This window comes from Pontixanthobacter luteolus (assembly GCF_947494915.1).
Classification (GTDB): Bacteria; Pseudomonadota; Alphaproteobacteria; order Sphingomonadales; family Sphingomonadaceae; genus Pontixanthobacter; species Pontixanthobacter luteolus.
On sequence record NZ_CANLWR010000002.1, the window covers coordinates 923394 to 941097 of the forward strand.

Annotated in this window: 22 protein-coding genes; 16 read left to right on the plus strand and 6 right to left on the minus strand. The window is 59.2% G+C overall.

From position 1 onward, the window contains the following. Window positions 1-72: 72 nt before the first annotated feature. From PO778_RS13405 to PO778_RS13465, 14 genes are all read left to right on the plus strand, one after another. On the plus strand, window positions 73-1005 hold the full coding sequence (locus PO778_RS13405; protein WP_160730776.1) for an MBL fold metallo-hydrolase: 933 nt from the start codon (window positions 73-75) through the stop codon (window positions 1003-1005). Further along, window positions 1002-1451 (plus strand): YeeE/YedE family protein, encoded by a 450-nt coding sequence (locus PO778_RS13410; RefSeq protein WP_271439995.1) that lies wholly within the window; start codon window positions 1002-1004, stop codon window positions 1449-1451. The genes PO778_RS13405 and PO778_RS13410 overlap by 4 nt, the downstream gene beginning before the upstream one ends. Beyond that, complete coding sequence (locus tag PO778_RS13415; RefSeq protein WP_271439996.1) at window positions 1448-1864, plus strand: DUF6691 family protein; 417 nt, start codon at window positions 1448-1450, stop codon at window positions 1862-1864. The genes PO778_RS13410 and PO778_RS13415 overlap by 4 nt, the downstream gene beginning before the upstream one ends. A 2-nt stretch (window positions 1865-1866) precedes the next feature. Then, complete coding sequence (locus PO778_RS13660) at window positions 1867-2280, plus strand: protein tyrosine phosphatase family protein (protein WP_333908199.1); 414 nt, start codon at window positions 1867-1869, stop codon at window positions 2278-2280. Window positions 2281-2301: 21 nt separating this feature from the next. Further along, window positions 2302-3531: an NAD(P)/FAD-dependent oxidoreductase gene (locus tag PO778_RS13420; protein ID WP_333908200.1), complete on the plus strand. Its 1230-nt coding sequence runs from the start codon at window positions 2302-2304 to the stop codon at window positions 3529-3531. After that, window positions 3495-5288, plus strand: a complete 1794-nt coding sequence (locus PO778_RS13425; RefSeq protein WP_271439997.1) for a SulP family inorganic anion transporter — start codon at window positions 3495-3497, stop codon at window positions 5286-5288. Before PO778_RS13420 ends, PO778_RS13425 begins: the two co-directional genes overlap by 37 nt. Next, window positions 5288-5437, plus strand: coding sequence for a helix-turn-helix domain-containing protein (locus PO778_RS13430; protein WP_271439998.1), 150 nt, complete (start codon window positions 5288-5290; stop codon window positions 5435-5437). The genes PO778_RS13425 and PO778_RS13430 overlap by 1 nt, the downstream gene beginning before the upstream one ends. A 1-nt stretch (window position 5438) precedes the next feature. Continuing rightward, window positions 5439-5879, plus strand: a complete 441-nt coding sequence (locus PO778_RS13435; RefSeq protein WP_271439999.1) for a DoxX family protein — start codon at window positions 5439-5441, stop codon at window positions 5877-5879. A gap of 188 nt (window positions 5880-6067) precedes the next feature. Next, entirely contained in the window at window positions 6068-6613 is a 546-nt protein-coding gene (locus tag PO778_RS13440) for a ferritin-like domain-containing protein (protein WP_271440000.1), read from the plus strand. Between the two features lie 73 nt (window positions 6614-6686). Further along, on the plus strand, window positions 6687-7316 hold the full coding sequence (locus tag PO778_RS13445; protein ID WP_271440001.1) for a peroxiredoxin: 630 nt from the start codon (window positions 6687-6689) through the stop codon (window positions 7314-7316). Window positions 7317-7403: 87 nt separating this feature from the next. Then, a complete protein-coding gene (locus PO778_RS13450) occupies window positions 7404-8876 on the plus strand; it encodes a cytochrome ubiquinol oxidase subunit I (protein WP_271440002.1) in 1473 nt (490 codons plus the stop codon). Further along, window positions 8876-9883: a cytochrome d ubiquinol oxidase subunit II gene (gene cydB / locus PO778_RS13455; protein WP_271440003.1), complete on the plus strand. Its 1008-nt coding sequence runs from the start codon at window positions 8876-8878 to the stop codon at window positions 9881-9883. The genes PO778_RS13450 and cydB overlap by 1 nt, the downstream gene beginning before the upstream one ends. Further along, a complete protein-coding gene (locus tag PO778_RS13460) occupies window positions 9883-10005 on the plus strand; it encodes a DUF2474 domain-containing protein (RefSeq protein WP_160730768.1) in 123 nt (40 codons plus the stop codon). The genes cydB and PO778_RS13460 overlap by 1 nt, the downstream gene beginning before the upstream one ends. A 66-nt stretch (window positions 10006-10071) precedes the next feature. Next, window positions 10072-10941, plus strand: coding sequence for an LOG family protein (locus tag PO778_RS13465; protein WP_271440004.1), 870 nt, complete (start codon window positions 10072-10074; stop codon window positions 10939-10941). Between the two features lies 1 nt (window position 10942). Here PO778_RS13465 and thiD read toward each other — a convergent pair whose 3' ends face one another. Genes thiD through glmM form a run of 3 tightly spaced genes read right to left on the minus strand, consistent with a single transcriptional unit; the run spans window position 10943 to window position 13322 of the window. Further along, window positions 10943-11755, minus strand: a complete 813-nt coding sequence (thiD, locus tag PO778_RS13470) for a bifunctional hydroxymethylpyrimidine kinase/phosphomethylpyrimidine kinase (RefSeq protein ID WP_271440005.1) — start codon at window positions 11753-11755, stop codon at window positions 10943-10945. Further along, entirely contained in the window at window positions 11755-11985 is a 231-nt protein-coding gene (locus PO778_RS13475; protein ID WP_160730765.1) for a DUF1272 domain-containing protein, read from the minus strand. Before PO778_RS13475 ends, thiD begins: the two co-directional genes overlap by 1 nt. Then, window positions 11985-13322 (minus strand): phosphoglucosamine mutase, encoded by a 1338-nt coding sequence (glmM, locus tag PO778_RS13480; RefSeq protein WP_160730764.1) that lies wholly within the window; start codon window positions 13320-13322, stop codon window positions 11985-11987. The genes PO778_RS13475 and glmM overlap by 1 nt, the downstream gene beginning before the upstream one ends. 123 nt (window positions 13323-13445) lie before the next feature. Between glmM and PO778_RS13485 the strand changes: the two genes are divergently transcribed. Both PO778_RS13485 and PO778_RS13490 read left to right on the plus strand, forming a co-directional pair. Next, window positions 13446-14699: a dicarboxylate/amino acid:cation symporter gene (locus tag PO778_RS13485; RefSeq protein WP_271440006.1), complete on the plus strand. Its 1254-nt coding sequence runs from the start codon at window positions 13446-13448 to the stop codon at window positions 14697-14699. Between the two features lie 81 nt (window positions 14700-14780). Continuing rightward, window positions 14781-15392, plus strand: coding sequence for a superoxide dismutase (locus PO778_RS13490; RefSeq protein WP_271440007.1), 612 nt, complete (start codon window positions 14781-14783; stop codon window positions 15390-15392). A gap of 74 nt (window positions 15393-15466) precedes the next feature. Here PO778_RS13490 and PO778_RS13495 read toward each other — a convergent pair whose 3' ends face one another. From PO778_RS13495 to PO778_RS13505, 3 genes are read right to left on the minus strand one after another with little or no spacing between them, the layout of a single operon-like run. Then, entirely contained in the window at window positions 15467-16630 is a 1164-nt protein-coding gene (locus tag PO778_RS13495) for an AI-2E family transporter (protein WP_160730762.1), read from the minus strand. Window positions 16631-16688: 58 nt separating this feature from the next. Further along, the gene (locus PO778_RS13500; protein ID WP_160730761.1) at window positions 16689-17300 is read right to left on the minus strand and encodes a sigma-70 family RNA polymerase sigma factor; all 612 of its coding nucleotides are present in this window, start codon (window positions 17298-17300) and stop codon (window positions 16689-16691) included. Then, window positions 17300-17485: a NepR family anti-sigma factor gene (locus PO778_RS13505; RefSeq protein WP_160730760.1), complete on the minus strand. Its 186-nt coding sequence runs from the start codon at window positions 17483-17485 to the stop codon at window positions 17300-17302. The genes PO778_RS13500 and PO778_RS13505 overlap by 1 nt, the downstream gene beginning before the upstream one ends. Window positions 17486-17704: the final 219 nt, after the last annotated feature.

Sequence of the window (17704 nt, forward strand, 5' to 3'; positions counted from 1 at the left end):
CCCCTAATATCACTTGACAGAACAATTGCAATACATATACATATTTTATGAAATTGAGTATGGAGAGACGCTATGAGCGACCATGATTCGAATCTTTCGGCTGCTGCCGCTCAGGTTGAGCGTGCGCAGGCAAACAAGGCTTTGCGCCCGTCAATTGCGGGCTTTTTCGACGAGGCTACCAACACCGTAAGCTATGTTGTGCATGATCCGGCAACGAACGACGCAGCGATCATCGACTCGGTGCTAGATTACGAGGCCGCATCAGGCCGCACATCGCACGGGTCTGCAGATCTGATCGTTGAGTATATCACTTCGAATAATCTGAAGGTGAAATGGCTGATTGAGACGCATGCGCACGCGGACCACATTTCGGCCGCACCCTATCTGCAGGAAAAGCTCGGCGGGAAACTGGCGATCGGCGCGGATATCATCCGCGTGCAGGAAGTCTTCGGCAAGCTGTTCAATGCGGGCACCGATTTCGAACGCGATGGCTCGCAGTTCGATAAACTGTTTAACGATGGCGAGACATTCAGCCTTGGCGAGATTGAGGGTATCGCTCTGCATGTGCCCGGCCATACCCCGGCCGACATGGCATTCATCATCGGTGATGCAGCGTTCGTCGGCGATACGATTTTCATGCCTGACTTTGGCACGGCCCGCGCCGATTTTCCTGGCGGCGATGCACGGCAATTGTTCCAGTCGATCAAGCGGCTATTGTCGCTCCCCGAAGCTACGCGGTTGTTCCTGTGCCATGACTACAAGGCTCCGGGCCGCGATGAATATGCGTGGGAAACCACGGTCAAGCAGCAGCGTGAAGAGAACGTCCATGTGAAGGACGGCGTGACCGAAGATGAATTCGTCGAAATGCGGACAACCCGTGACAAGACGCTGGCGATGCCGAACCTGATCATGCCCAGCGTGCAGGTAAACATTCGCGGCGGGCGCTTGCCCGAGCCTGAGGATAATGGCGTCAGTTACATCAAGATTCCGGTGAACGCGGTATGATGCTTCCCGGATTTCCCGATGCGGCTCCCTTCGCCGGTCTTGGCGGCGGCATTCTGATTGGCCTGGCTGCGGCGCTTATGCTGCTAGGTGCCGGGCGTATCGCCGGTGTTTCCGGCATAGCTGCCCGCGCGCTGGGCATCAGCGACAGCGGTATGTCCAAAAGCAGCGCGTGGATGTTCATCATCGGGCTGCCGCTTGGCGCGTTTATCGTGGCCGTTTGGTCTGGCGGACTGGATGCTAAGTTTGCCGGTACCGGCGCCTTGATCGCAGCCGGCTTGCTTGTCGGGATCGGCACACGGCTGGGCAGTGGTTGCACCAGCGGACACGGCGTTTGTGGTGTCAGCAGGTTGTCGCAGCGTTCTGTTGTGGCAACGGTGACTTTCATGGCCGCGGGGATCGCCACAGTCGCGATCATGAACGCTATGGGCCTGGAGGTGCTGCAATGATCGCGCGTTATCTCCCACCGCTTCTTTCAGGCACCTTGTTCGGGGGCGGCTTGGCCTTGGGCGGCATGACCAATCCGGCGCGGGTTCGCGGCTTTCTGGATATTTTCGGCAACTGGGATCCAACGCTTGCCTTCGTGATGGGTGGTGCGGTGATCGTGATGGCGATCGCATGGCGGATACAGGCGCGTCTCGCGCATCCGCTGTTCGCGCCGAAATTCGCGCTTCCGACCCGCACTGACCTGACACCCAAGCTGATAGGCGGGTCTGCCCTGTTCGGTATCGGCTGGGGCGTTGCCGGTCTGTGCCCCGGACCTGCCGTGGCGGCACTGGTTATCGAACCGGCCTCCGCTGCGACTTTCGTGGCGGCGATGATTGCCGGCATGGGCATTGTCCGCCTGATAGAGAGAGACTGATCATGGATATTCGCACTGTCGACCAAGGCTTCGCAGTTGCCCCTCAATTCCAGCCGGCCGAGATGCAGACGCTTGCCGATGCCGGATACGTCGCGGTCATCTGCAACCGGCCCGATGGCGAGGAGGAGGGCCAGCCCACGATCGCTGATATGCGCGCTGCAGCGCAGGATGCGGGTCTGGCTTTCCATCACATCCCGGTCTGGGGCGGTCAGTTCCCCGAAGCTGCCGTCGCTGCGTTCGGCGCGGTACGGAGGGGGACCGATGGCCCGCTGCTGGCCTATTGCCGGACTGGCACAAGGTCGATCACCCTCGATACGCTGGCCAATACTGCTGGCCTCGATGCGGATGGCCTCATCGAACGCGCTGCTTCAGCCGGATACGATCTTTCCCAATTTCGCGACCGGCTGGGCAAGTAAGCCGCACTCAGGAGAACACGCATGGCTGAAGCCAAATCTTACGACGTTGTTATCATCGGCGGCGGCGCGGCTGGCATTGCCACCGCAGCGTCGATGCTCAAGCGAAACGGTGACGTCTCCCTGGTCATCGTCGATCCAAGCGAAGATCACTACTATCAGCCAGGCTGGACCATGGTGGGCGGGGGCGTCTTCGAACCGCAAGTGACCCGGCGCGCGATGGCTGATGTCATCCCCTCTGGCGCACAGTGGATCCAGAAAGCGGCATCGACCTTCGAGCCGGAACAGAACCAGGTGACCTTGGAAGATGGCACGCAGCTGACCTACAAGGTGCTGATCGTTGCGCCGGGTATCCGCCTCGCGTGGGAACAGATCGAGAGTCTCGAAGAGACGCTTGGCAAGAACGGCGTCACATCGAATTACCGGTATGATCTTGCCCCTTACACCTGGGAACTGGTCCGCAATCTGAAAAACGGACGGGCTATATTCAGCCAGCCACCAATGCCGATCAAATGCGCCGGCGCGCCGCAAAAGGCGATGTATCTTTCCTGCAATGAATGGGAAGATCGCGGGGTCCTCGGCGATATCAAGGTCGAGTTTTGCAATGCTGGCGGCGTGCTGTTCGGTGTCGATGCGTATGTTCCGGCGCTGATGGAATATGTCGAACGTTACGGTATCGATCTGCGGCTTGGGTCGAAGCTGGTTTCAGTCGATGGCGACAAGAAGGTCGCGACATTCGAAACGGCAGACGGTCTTGATCAACGCGAGTTCGACATGCTGCACGTCGTGCCGCCGCAGGTTGCGCCGCAATTCATTGCCGACAGCCCTCTGGCCGCCGAAAGCGGTTTCGTGGATGTTGATCAGGCAACCCTGCAACACACGCGTTATTCCAACATCTTCGGGCTGGGTGATGCTGGCAGCATGCCCAATGCCAAGACCGCAGCGGCCGCCCGCAAACAGGCCCCGCTGGTGGCGGTTAACGCATTGGCAGTTCTGGCCGGGCGCGATCCACGCTGCGAATATGACGGCTACGGTTCCTGCCCGCTGACGGTGGAGCGCGGCAAAATCGTGCTCGCAGAGTTTGGCTATGGCGGAAAATTGCTGCCAAGCTTCCCATCGTGGCTGATCGACGGGACCCGTCCTGCCCGCCTGTCGTGGATCCTCAAATCCGAAATTCTGCCATGGGTTTACTGGAACGGAATGCTCAAAGGGCATGAATGGATGGTCAAACCCAAAGAGAGCCGCAGCGCCTGATGCTGGGACGGTATTTCCCGATCCTTGAATGGGGCCGGACCTATAACAGGTCGGTTCTGACGAATGACATGATGGCGGCGGTGATCGTCACGATCATGCTGATTCCGCAGAGCCTTGCCTATGCGCTGCTGGCAGGCTTGCCGCCGGTTGTCGGCCTGTATGCCTCGATCCTTCCGCTGGTCGCTTACGCAATCTTCGGTACCAGCCGGACCCTGGCGGTCGGGCCGGTTGCAGTTGTATCGCTGATGACTGCGAGTGCAGCCGGGGCAGTGGCCGCGCAAGGCAGTGCGGAATATCTCGAGGCGGCGATTACTCTTGCTGCCATTTCCGGAGTCATGCTGGCGATCCTGGGGTTCCTGCGGCTCGGTTTTCTCGCAAACCTGTTGTCCCACCCGGTGATCAGCGGGTTCATCACAGCCAGCGGTATTCTGATTGCGACCAGCCAGCTGAAGCATGTTCTCGGGATCAAGGCTGGCGGTGACAACTGGCCGGCGATGCTCGGTTCGCTCGCTAGCAACATCGCCGATATCAACATCTGGACGCTGATGGTCGGCGTTCCCGTGACCTTGTTTCTGTTCTGGGTGCGCAAGGGCGCGAAACCGGCGCTGATGGCCCTGGGTCTGAAATCGCGTGCCGCCGACATGACGGCCAAGGCCGGCCCCGTCGTTGCAGTTGCGCTGACAATCATTGCGGTGATGGTGTTCGACCTGGACGCAAAAGGCGTAAACATTGTCGGCGCGATACCGCAAGGGCTGCCGCCCTTCGCACTCCCGTCGACCGATATGTCCTTGATCGAGAAGCTGTGGGTTCCCGCCCTGCTGATCTCCATCATCGGGTTCGTCGAAAGTGTATCGGTCGCCCAAACGCTGGCCGCCAAGCGCCGTCAGCGTATCGCCCCCGACCAGGAATTGATCGGGCTGGGCGCATCAAACATCGCCAGCGCATTTTCCGGTGGCTATCCCGTTACCGGCGGATTTGCGCGCTCGGTCGTCAATTTCGATGCGGGGGCGGAAACGCCCGCCGCCGGTGCCTACACCGCTGTCGGCATTGCTCTGGCCTCGCTGTTCCTCACGCCGCTGCTGTTCAATCTGCCGATCGCCACTCTTGCTGCCACGATCATCGTCGCGGTTCTCAGTCTCGTCGATCTCAAGACCCCGGGGCAGTTGTGGCGTTATTCAAAGGCTGATTTTGCGGCACATGTTGCAACCATCGGGATCACCTTGTTGGCCGGGGTCGAAATGGGTGTGATTGCCGGTGTCGGGGTCGGGCTGTTGCTGTATCTATGGCGCGCATCGCGGCCCCATGCCGCGATTGTGGGCCGCGTGCCGGAGACCGAACATTTCCGCAATGTCGAGCGGCACAGCGTGTTCACCGTCCCGCACGTTCTTTCGATCCGGATTGATGAGAGCCTGACTTATCTCAACGCCCGGTGGCTGGAAGAATACGTGCTGGAACGTGTCGCCGAACGGCCCCAGCTGCGGCATGTCATCCTGATGTGCAGCGCGGTGAACGAAATCGACGCATCGGGTCTCGAAAGTCTGGAGGCGATCAACCACCGGCTTGGTGATGGCGGGATCGGATTGCACCTTTCCGAAGTGAAGGGCCCTGTCACCGATCGTCTCAAACGGACGCATTTCCTGGAGGAGCTGAACGGCAATCTGTATCTTTCGCAGGACCGCGCGTTCGCGGATCTCATGAAAGATACGGGTGAGCCCGCCCCGCCAGTGGATCACTATCTTGCCCGGGGTATGATTTGATGGTCGCCATTCACGACAAAGATCGCAAATGCCGCGAAATCGCCGCGCTTATCGCTAGCGGCAAAGGCGTGTGCGAGAGTTGCCGCGAAATCGGTGTTTCGGAGAAAACCTTCGGCCGGTGGCGCAAGGCGATGCGGGAAGCGGGCTGACATGCTTGAACGCATCGAAACGATATTGACGCCCTCTGGCCCCGTAGCGGCGCTGATCGATCCGGTGTTCCGGGTTTTGACCAGCCTGATCTTCATCATCGGCGGTCTCGGCCATTTCGGCATGCACCAGATGATGCTGGACAGAATGGCGGAATCCCCATGGCGCGATGTGGTCAACTCGATTGCCGACCCTTCGTTATTGCTGTGGTTGAGCGGCGCGGTATTCATCGTTTTCGGGATCAGCCTGGCGCTGGGTTTCATGACCCGCCTGTCGGCTGTCATTATTCTCCTTACGCTGGTGCCGATTACATTTTTCACGCACATAGCTCCGGGGCACACAGGCCCGCTGTTCAAGAACATCGCGATCATGGGGGCCTTGGCCTATTTCTGGTTCAGGGGCGGCGGCGCGTACGCCCTCGACAATCGCCTTGCGCAGCATTGACTTCTGACCAGTACAATTAATCAAAATACATAAGTGAAGCTCGGATTATCGCTCCTTTCCGCCTAAAATCGCCCAAATAAGCCGCTTTGACGATAGATTGAGAATTACGATTTATGTAATCGTATAATCGTTCTGGCCTTTCCTGCGGGATCATCCTATCAGGGTGGGGACAAGGAAAGGACGTGGAAATGAGACTTTTCAAAATTCTCCCGCTCGCCGCAGCGCTTGCTCTTTCGGCACCCGCTTGCTCGACGCCAGCAGAATCTGCCCCGGCAGCCACCGATGCCGAGGCGCTCGAACTGGCTTTGGCTGACGAATATCTCGCCGAGGCGACCTACACTGCTGTGCTGAAAAAATTCGGCGATGTGCGCCCGTTTTCGAACATCATCAGTGCCGAACGCCATCATGCGGATCTGGTAAAAGCCGAGATGGACCGGCTCGGGCTAGAATATTCGCCCGGCAATGACCTGATCGGCCAGATCGAAGCGCCGGAGACGCTCCTGTCTGCGTGTGAAACCGGGGTGACCGCCGAGGAGGAGAACATTGCGCTCTATGACCGGCTACTTCCGGGCATCGTGGACCCGCAAGTTCGGGAAACTCTGACAAAGCTGCAATGGGCGTCCCGAGAGCGGCATCTTCCAGCCTTTGAACGCTGCGTCGCCCGCGGCGGGCAGGCCGGGCAGGGCGCGGGACAAGGTCGCGGATTTGGTGGCGGCCCTGGCCGGAACAACTGAACCGGAACTGCGGAGGCACCGCCAACCGCAGACTGAACCAATCAACTATTAAATCAAAATTGGAGTATGGATTATGAGCCTTCACATTGGAGATATTGCGCCGGACTTTACCGTCGACACACAAGTGGGGCCGATCAGCCTGCATGATTGGGCTGGGGATTCCTGGGTGTTCTTTTTCAGCCACCCGGCGGACTTTACCCCGGTTTGCACCACCGAAATGGGACGCACCGCCCAGCTTGCGGACGAGTTTGCCAAACGCAACACCAAGCCGCTGGGCTTGTCGACCGATACCGCCGAGGAACACAGCAAGTGGATTGCGGATGTGAACGACACTCAGAATACAGATCTGCAATTTCCGATCGTCGCCGACGCGGACCTGTCGATTGCACGGATGTATGACATGCTGCACCCGGATCAGAGCGACACCGCTGCTGTACGGTCGGTATTCATCATCGATCCGGACAAGAAGATCCGCCTGATGATGACTTACCCGATGAGCTGCGGGCGCAATTTCGACGAAATTCTTCGTGTGATTGATGCGCTGCAACTGGCCGATGCAAAACGGATTGCGACGCCGGCTGACTGGCGCAGCGGGGACGAGGTAATCATTCCCCCGTCGATCGCTGATGAGGAGGCAAAGGGCCTGTTCCCGCAAGGCTGGACCGCACACCGCCCCTACCTTCGAACCACCCGCGTCGACTAAAACCCTTGCCAAGAGCAGTGCGCAGTAGCGCACTGCTCTTGCAGTATTTACATTCGAGACGAAGCAAAACCTTCGGTAGGATACCTCATGTTCGACGGTCTAGACGCTCTGCTCCTTGCCAGGATTCAATTCGCGTTCACGGTAAGTTTCCATTTCATCTTCCCGGCCTTTTCGATTGGCCTGGCCAGCTACCTGATGGTCCTTGAAGGGCTGTGGCTGAAAACCGGCAAGCAGCTGTATCTCGACCTGTTCAAATACTGGTTGAAGATTTTTGCGATCGCGTTTGCCATGGGCGTCGTGTCGGGCATCGTCATGTCTTATCAGTTCGGGACCAACTGGTCGGTCTTTTCCGACATAGCCGGGCCGGTGATCGGCCCGTTGATGGCATATGAAGTCCTGACCGCGTTCTTCCTCGAGGCGGGATTCCTGGGGGTGATGCTGTTCGGCATGAACAAGGTCGGCAAGAAATTGCATTTCGCCGCCACCTGCATGGTCGCGCTGGGCACGTTTATCTCCGCATTCTGGATTCTGTCCGTGAACAGCTGGATGCAAACGCCGGTCGGCCATGTCATGGGCGAAAACGGTCAATTCCTGCCGGGCGAAAGCTGGCTCGCCATCATTTTCAATCCCAGCTTCCCCTATCGTCTGGTGCACACGCTGATGGCGACGTACCTGACGACCGCGTTCGTGGTTGGTGCGGTGGGCGCGTGGCATCTGCTGCGCGACCGTACCAATCCCCACGCGCGCAAGATGTTTTCGATGGCTATGTGGATGGCGGCCATCGTCGCACCGCTGCAGATTTTCGCCGGGGATATGCACGGCCTGAATACGCTGGAGCATCAGCCACAGAAAGTCATGGCGATGGAAGGTCATTTCCAGAGCCATCCCGACGGTGCCCCTCTGATCCTGTTCGGCATACCTGACAGCGAGGCGAAAACGGTCCGTTACGCGATCGAAATCCCCAAGGCATCTTCGCTGATCCTCAAACACGATCTCAATGCGCCGCTGGCCGGTCTGGACACGATCCCCGACGATGAAGAACCGCCTGTTGGCGTGGTCTTCTGGTCGTTCCGAATAATGGTCGGGATCGGTTTTGCGATGCTGGGGATCGGTATGTGGAGCTTGCTCGGACGTCTGCGGAAGCGGCTCTATGATTGGTCATGGCTGCACCGTGCGGCGCTGGTCATGGGGCCTTCGGGTTTCGTCGCTGTCATTGCCGGCTGGATCACGACAGAGGTTGGGCGCCAGCCATACGTGATTTACGGCCTCTTGCGCACTGCCGATGCGGCAAGCCCGCTCGATGCCCCGGCAGTTGGTGCATCGCTGCTTGCATTCATCCTCGTTTATTTCGCCGTCTTCGGTGTGGGCACCTGGTACATTCTGCGCCTGATGAGCCACAAGCCGCATACCGGCGAAACCGGGGTCAAGCGCGGCGATAGCGGGCCGATCCGCACAGCCGGTATCACGCCGGGACCAACCCAGAACCCGGGGCAGCAGGAAACACTGCCAACGGAATCGGGGCCAACGGATTCGGGACCAACGGATAGAGGAGACGCCTGATGGCATTTGCTATCGATCTGACCACCATCTGGGCGTTCATCATTGCCTTTGCGGTGTTCGCCTATGTCGTCATGGACGGGTTCGATCTGGGCATCGGCATCCTGTTCCCGACATTCAAAGTCGGGTCGGAGCGGGACCGGGCGATGAATTCGATCGCCCCCGTTTGGGATGGCAATGAAACCTGGCTGGTGCTTGGCGGGGGCGGACTGTTCGCTGCATTTCCGCTCGCTTATGCGGTTATCCTGCCGGCGACATATCCGCTGATCATTGCCATGCTGCTTGGTCTAGTATTCCGCGGCGTTGCATTCGAGTTTCGCTGGCGCGATCCCGGCCATCGCCGTTTCTGGGATGCGGCCTTTACCGGCGGTTCTTTCGTTGCTGCGATGGCGCAGGGCATGACGCTGGGCGCATTGCTGCAGGGGATCGAGGTTTCGGGCCGGTCATATGCTGGCAGCTGGTGGGACTGGCTTACCCCGTACACCTTGCTGACCGGTATCGGCACCGTGGCCGGATACGCTCTGCTGGGCGCGACCTGGCTGGTGTGGAAGCTGGACGGAGAGAGCCAGGACCACGCTCGTAGCCTGGCAAAGAAAGCCGCGCTGGCCACCTTCGTGCTGATGGGCGCAGTCAGTCTCTACAATCTGGTGCTGAATTCCGAATACGCTGCACGCTGGCTGACCGAGCCTGAAATCTATTTCGCCGCGCCGGTACCGATCCTGACGGCAATCGTTGCGGTCACCTTGCTCCGGTCGCTGTCTGTATCGCGTCATTCCAAGCCATTCTGGCTTGCGATTGCCTTGTTCTTTTTGGGCATGGCGGGGCTTGGCGTGACGATGTGGCCCTATGTCGTTCCTCCGGGAATCACCATCTGGGACGCGGCATCGCCCGAAAGCAGCCAGATATTCATGCTGGTGGGCGTGGCGATCACCATGCCGCTGATCATCGGCTATACTGCTTGGGCATATTGGGTGTTCCGCGGCAAAGTTGACGACGCGGGGTATCACTGATGCCGGACCCCGAAACCACGCCCCTGTGGCAGCGGCTGGGATGGATGGCGGCGATATGGCTAGCCAGCGTCACTGTCTTGGGGATTGTCGCCTGGATCATCCGGTTGTGGATCAACGCGTAATCACACTGCGCCGGATTTGCGATTAGCTATCTTGTGCGGAGCGGCGGCTGCTCCTATCGCGCGGGAATGACTGATAAAGAAAACGAATTAAAAGATCGCAAGTTCTACCCCGCCGAAAAAGAAGCCGAATTTTTCGAATCCGAACCGCACAGCACTCCGCAGACACAGCATCCGGCATACAAGCTGGCGTTTCGCGACACGGACTTCCTGTTGCGGGAGGAACTGCGCCCGGTACGCTTCCAGCTGGAACTGCTGAAACCGGAAATGCTGCTGGACGAGGCCGGTGTCGGATCGACTCTGGTGGTTTACGGTTCTGCGCGTATTCCGTCCCCGGAAAAGGCTGAAGAGCTGGTCGCAAACGCCGATCCCGAGAACAAGGCTATCGCTGAAAGCCTTGCGGCCAAGTCGAAATATTACACCGAAGCGCACAAGCTGGCGAAGCTGGTTAGCGAAAAGGCGATCGTCGAAGAAGGCAAACGCCAGTTCGTCGTATGTTCAGGCGGCGGCCCGTCGATCATGGAAGCTGCCAATCGCGGCGCATCGGAAGCGGGTGCCGAGTCCATCGGTCTCAACATTATCCTGCCGCATGAACAGGCACCGAATTCTTATGTGACGCCGTACCTGTCGCTCAACTTCCATTACTTTGCGCTGCGCAAGATGCATTTCCTGCTGCGCGCGCGTGCAGTCGCGGTCTTCCCAGGCGGTTTCGGCACATTCGATGAGATGTTCGAACTGCTGACGCTGATCCAGACCGGCAAGATGAAGCGCATTCCGATTGTCCTGTTCGGCAAGGAATTCTGGAACCGGGTGGTCAATTTCGAAGCAATTGCAGAAGAAGGCACCATCAATCGCAAGGATCTTGATTTGATCCATTGGTGCGAAACGGCTGAAGAGGCATGGTGTCACATCGCCGAATTTTACGAGCTCGACTGCTGATTCAGTCGAGCCGGCGAACGGCGTGGTGACCCAGCGGCCCATTGCCGCCGCCAAAGCCCGGTGCCGCCTCAATCGCGCGGTAGACAAATTTCCGCCCCAGCCGGACTGCATGTTCGAGCGGCTGGCCGTGCCCCAGTAGCGTCGCGATCGCCGAAGACAGGGTGCATCCGGTGCCATGGGTATGCGGCGTATCGATTCGTGCGTGGTCGAAGGAAGCAGCGCGTTCTTCTCCCGGACCGATCAGCGTGTCGATAATCCGCTGGTCGTCGGTGTGGCCGCCCTTGGCCAGTACCGAACAGCCATATTGCTCGGCCAGTTCCAGCGCCGCATCGCGCATCAATTCGGTCGTGCGCAATGTTCGCCCGGCCAGGTGCTCCAGTTCCGGCAGGTTGGGGGTGACCAAGCGGGCGCGCGGGAAAAGTCGTTCTCTTAGCAAGGCGACTGTCTCTGGCGTGATCAGGGCCGCGCCGGAAGTTGAAATCATCACCGGATCAAGAACGACCGGGATGCCCGCGTCCAGCCGGTCCAGTTCATCTGCCACATGGGCCACGATATCGGGGTCGTGCAACATCCCGATCTTGATCGCATCCACGCCGATATCGCCGGTGCAGGACCGGATCTGCGCCGCCACGAAATCGCCGGGGAACGGTGTAATGGCCTGAACCCCCAGCGTGTTTTGTGCTGTCGCCGCGGTGATCGCAGTCATTGCATAGCCGCCCAGCATCGAAATGGTCTTGATGTCGGCCTGGATGCCTGCGCCGCCGGAACTGTCGGAGCCGGCGATCGAAAGAATGCGCGGCGGTGAGCCTGCCATCAGTTCTTGCCCCCGAACCTGCGATCGGTGCTGGCGGGAAATTTTTCCTGCATTTGTTTCGAGCGGGTGGGGCGATCCATCAACTCGCCGCCGCAATTCGGGCAAATATCGTCGAGCGCATCGGTACACTCGGCGCAGAAAGTGCATTCAAAACTGCAAATGAATGCGCCGGGTGTTTCCGCCTTCAGATCGGTGCCGCACCGCTGGCAGTCAGGTCGCATTTCCAGCATCAGCAGGCATCCCGCACAGCATCGCATATCCGGTCGACCACACGGTTCACCTGCGCCTCGTCATCGCCCTCTGCCATGACCCGGATGACCGGTTCGGTACCTGACGCACGAATGACCAGACGGCCCGTGCCAGCCAGCTCGGTTTCCGCCTCTGCAATCACGGCTTTGACCGATTCATTATCCAGCGGAGAGCCGCCTTCATAACGCACATTCTTGAGCAATTGCGGCACCGGATCGAACAGGTGCATCAGCTCGCTTGCTTTCACGCCCGAACGGACAAGACTAGCGAGGATCCGCAGCGCGGTGGTCGTGCCGTCGCCGGTGGTCGCGTAATCCATCAGGATCATGTGGCCTGATTGCTCGCCGCCGACGTTGAAGCCGCCTTCGCGCATTTTTTCGAGCACGTACCGGTCGCCGACCTTTGCCCGTTCCAGCGTCAGGCCCTGCGTCTGGAGATACCTTTCAAGGCCTAGATTGGACATGACCGTGGCCACGATCCCTCCGCCGCGCAGGTCGCCTTTTTCATGCATCCGGGTTGCGACCAGCGCCATGATCTGGTCGCCATCGACCGTCTGGCCTTTTTCATCGACCACGATCAGCCGGTCGGCATCACCGTCCAGCGCAATGCCGATATCGGCGCCTTCTTCGACCACCTTGGCCTTCAGCGCGCCAAGCGATGTCGAGCCGACGCCGTCATTGATATTGGTGCCGTTGGGCGACACGCCCAGGGTCACGACTTCGGCACCCAGTTCCCAGATGGCTGAGGGGGCGACCTGATATGCGGCACCGTTGGCGCAATCGACCACCACTTTCAGCCCGTCGAACCGCGTTTCATCGGACACCGATTGCTTCACTGCGTGAATGTAGCGCCCCCTCGCATCCTCGATCCGGCGGGCGCGGCCGATGGCAGAGGCCGGAACCAGATCGGGCTGGTCTTCGATCATGCGTTCGATTTCCGTCTCCGCCTCGTCGGAGAGCTTGAAGCCGTCCGGGCCGAACAGTTTCAGCCCGTTGTCCTGATACGGGTTGTGGCTGGCAGAAATCATGACGCCCAGATCGGCGCGCATTTCGCGTGTCAGCAACGCGACTGCCGGGGTCGGCAGCGGCCCGGTCATGATCACATCGACGCCGACACTGGTAAAACCGGCCACCAGCGCGCTTTCGATCATGTAGCCCGACAGGCGTGTGTCCTTGCCGATCACGACCCGGTGGCGGTGATCGCCGCGATTGAAATAATTGCCTGCAGCCTGCGCAACGCGCATGGCCATAGTCGCGGTCATCGCGCCCTTGTTGGTTTCCCCGCGGATACCGTCGGTGCCGAAAAACTTGCGTGCCATTGATATTTTCTCGTCGTCAAAAAGTTCGCGCTGTGCGCGCAATGATCTATCGGGATTTGCCACGCGCTTCTGGCGCGATTAGGCCTGAAAGGAAAGGGCTGGCACAGCAATTGGGGCAATGATTTGAACGAGACATTAAAGGGGCCGGTCGAACTGGTAACCATCCGCCTGCCGGTGTGGTGGACCTTCGGCGGTCTGATAGCCGGGCTTACGCTTGGCCTGATACTTGCCAATTCCAGCCTGATCGATCCGCTGCTGGCGCTCGCGCGTCCGGTCGGCACGCTGTGGCTTCGCGCCTTGCAGATGACAATAATTCCGCTGGTTGCAGCCTTGCTGGTGCTGGGGATTTCGCAAATGGCGCAAGCTGCCAAGGCGGGCAAGGTCGCCCGGACCATGCTGGCGCTAATGCTTGGGATGCTGGTGCTCAGTGGTTTGGTGTCGGCGCTGTTCATGCCGGCATTGCTTGCGGCATTCCCGATTCCGGATGCGGCATCATCCATGCTGGTGGCAGACAATGTCGAGGCGCAGGCAGTGCCCGAAGTGGGCGATTTCATCACCTCGTTGATTGCGCCGAACCTGATCGCGGCGGCAGCGGAAACCGCGATGCTGCCACTGACCCTGTTCTTTGCCATATTTGCTGTGGCCATTTCGCGGCTTCCGTCCGGTCAGCGCGAAACACTGGTCGGGTTTTTCCATGCGCTCGCCAATGCCATGCTGACGATCATCGGCTGGGTCCTCTGGCTTGCTCCAATCGGGGTCTTCGCGCTGGCGCTTGGTGTTGCGGCGCGCAGCGGGGGCGGGGCGTTTGCTGCCTTGGCGCACTATATTCTGAGTGTTTCGGCAATGGGCGCAATCGTCCTGCTGGCTGCTTACCTGCTGGCTGCGCTGGGCGCGCGCAAATCCCCGCTCAGATTTGCCCGCGAAATGCTTCCCTCGCAGGCAGTCGCAATTTCCACGCAAAGTTCGCTGGCGAGCCTTCCCGCAATGCTTGCAAGCGCCAAGCGCCTCGGCGTGAGCGATACGACTGCGGACTTTGTTCTTCCCCTGGCGGTGGCGATTTTCCGGGTCACCAGCCCTGCGATGAACATGGCGGTGGCAATCTATGTCGCGACGCTGGCGGGTGTGGAGTTGACCCCGGCATTGCTTGCCGCCGGTATCGCGGTGGCGCTGATCATCAGCGTCGGTTCGGTCAGCCTGCCGGGATCGATCAGCTTCGTCGTATCCATCGGCCCGATTGCGCTGGCGATGGGTGTCCCGATCGAGCCATTGGCAATCCTTGTTGCGGTCGAGATGCTGCCGGACATCATGCGCACGCTCGCCAATGTAACCATGAACGTCGCGGTCACCGCGACTGTCGATCACGCACAGGAAAATTGATCACTTTCCTGCAACGATTTTGCTGACTAGGCGTTGGTTGGCTAAAGACTAACAACAATTCGATTGATCGAAGGAGATATCATGGCTTTCTCACTCACCCCGCTCCCTTATTCCGACACGGCACTGGCGCCGGTCATTTCTGCTGAAACGCTGTCGTTTCACCACGGCAAGCATCATCAGGCGTATGTTACCAAGACCAACGACGCGATCGAGGGTACGGATCACGCAGACAAATCGCTGGAAGAAGTGATTGCCGCGGCGCGCGGTTCCAATCAGGGCCTGTTCAACAATTCCGCGCAGAGCTGGAACCACGGGTTCTACTGGCATTCGATGGCCGAAGAGAGCTCTTCGCCTTCCGCAGAACTCACCGCGATGATTAATGAAGCATTCGGCTCGGTCGACGATCTGAAGAGCAAGCTGGCAGAACGCGGCGCGGGCCACTTCGCCAGCGGGTGGGTGTGGCTGGCTGAAAAAGACGGCAAGCTGTCGATCGAAGAAACCCACGACGGCGACACTCTTGCAGACAGCGATTTCAACCCGCTTCTGACGATCGACGTGTGGGAACACGCCTATTATCTGGACCACCAGAATGCGCGTCCGGCCTACCTCGACGGAGTGATCAACAAGAAGCTCAACTGGGCATTCGCGTCGGAAAATCTGGCGCGCGGCACGACATGGAAATACCCTTCCTGATCACAGCCTGATCGAACAAACAAAGGCCCGCCAGTGTTGCTGCACTGGCGGGCCTTTTTGTTGTGAATGATGGTTCAGTCTGTTGTTTCGTCGGAACCCAGTGCCATCAGACTTGTCGCGAATAGCGGTTCACCGAATATGAAGCCGATCAGGTTTGGTCTGCCTACGTGGTCGAAAAATGCGGTCAGCATCAGCAAGATCGGCACGGACAGCAGCGCACCGAACACGCCCCAGATCCATGAGAAGTAGCTAAGCGCAATCAGGATCAGGACCGGGTTCATGGTAAATCGTGCACCCAGGATCGAAGGCGTAACAACGTTTGCCTCGATGGTGTGCAGGCCAAGATACGCAGCGGCCGGAATGAACCCCAGAACCAGTGTCTCTGCAGTGCCGATGCCGAACAAGGTAAGCAGCGCGGTCATAAGCAGCGGCCCGATATAGGGCAGGAAGTTCAGCAACATGGCCAGCCCGCCCCACATAACCGGGGCTTCTACCCCGAGCATCCACGCGCCGAGCGCGACCACGATTCCGACCGAGGCATTGATGAACGTGACGGTGAGAATGTAGGCGGCAACACGGTCCTGAACCTCGCGCATGACGCGTGCGGCCTTGATGCTGGTGCCGTGTGTCGCGCGGTCAAACAGCAGGTGCCTGCGCAGGCGAACCCGCGCTTCGATCATGAAAAACGCCATCAGCAAGGTGAGGAGGGTTTCGATCAGCAGACTCGGGGTTGCAAAGGCAAGCTGTTCGATCACCGAGGGGCTCGCCAATACCACTTCGCGAGCACCCGATTGGCCCATCAGGGCCGACAATTGCTTGTCCGCCATGGCGATCCATTCGAATTCATCCCGCAATGCGGTGAAGCGGTCACCCACTTGCCGCGCCATTTCCGGGACACTGTCAAACAGTGCCACGGCCGGTTGCAGGATCAGCGCGAGTGCCAGCAACAACAGAGCAAAGAAGAATAGCAGCGCGCCCAGTGAGGCGAGGACGTTGGGGATTCCCCATGCAGCCAGCCTGTCGGCCAGCGGCGACAGGATGATCGTCAGGATTATCGCGGTTGTCACCGGCAGGAATACGACCGAACCTATCGAGAGGACAAAGGGCAGTGCCAGAAACAGGCCCAACCCTATAAGTAGCACCAGTGCCGAAATAAGGCGCAATTCCTGCTCGGCAAAAGCCATCCGGCGGCTTGGGCGCGATTGGCCCGCGCCCGTTGCTGAGTTGTCCCCGCTCATCTGCCTAGTGTGGCGTCTTAATGCGCGGGGGACAAGGTGCGGTTGTCAGGCAATCGCGTCAGGCCTTGGCCGCAGCTTGACCGTTGCCGGCTGCCACTTCGTCCAGTTCCTCCAGGATTGCGCGGTGCGCTCTCTCGTCGTTGATGGAACGCTGCGGGATGTCACCATCTTCGAGCATGGACGATAGCGTTGCGCGTGCACGCCCGACACGGCTCTTGATTGTGCCGATTGCACAGCCGCAGATGCTGGCCGCTTCCTCGTAGGAAAAGCCGCCAGCGCCCACCAGCAGCAGAGCCTCTCGGCGTTCAGGCGGAAGGGTCAGCAATGCACGGTGCATGTCGGACAGATGGATGGGTTCTTCCTGACCGGCAGGTGCCGTCAGAATTCGTTCGGCAACACCTTCGTCATATTCGCCGCGGAAGCGGTTGCGCCGCATATCGGTAAGGTAGGCGTTGCGCAGGATCACGAAGGTCCAGGCACGCATAGATGTGCCCGGTTCAAAGCGTTCTTGCGCAGCCCAAGCCTTCAGCATGGTTTCCTGGACAAGGTCGTCGGCCATATCGGGGCGGCCGCACAGGCCGCGTGCAAATGCGCGAAGGTGAGGGACGACCTCGGTTAATTCGCGTTTGAAATCGGCCTTCTCGGCGGCCGTCCGCTTGGATTCGGCCATCAGGAATTGTCATCCAGTTTCGACAGCAGGTCCTTGAACGCATCCGGAAGCGGTTCATCCACCACGGAATCGTACAACTGCTTCAAACCATTCGCCCATTCCGGCGAGGATTCCTTTGCATTCTTTGCCGCAGCGGCCTCGTTTTTCGAGCCCGGAGGCCCGCAATCTTTTCCATCAATGCTCATCAAAGCTCCAGAGACCCTCTGTCAAATCCGGCCCTCGCCGAATATACCCATAACTGATGCGGTTTAATTGGGGAACGATGGGGCCTCTCTTTGGTTCCAGCCACACGAGCATGAAGTTTTATGAAGCCTAGCCGGCGTCCTGTTATCGTTTTCCTTGTCTGCCGGCCAACGTGAAAGGGTGTCTTGGTTCAGCAGTTTCCAAAAGAACGTAAGGCCAGA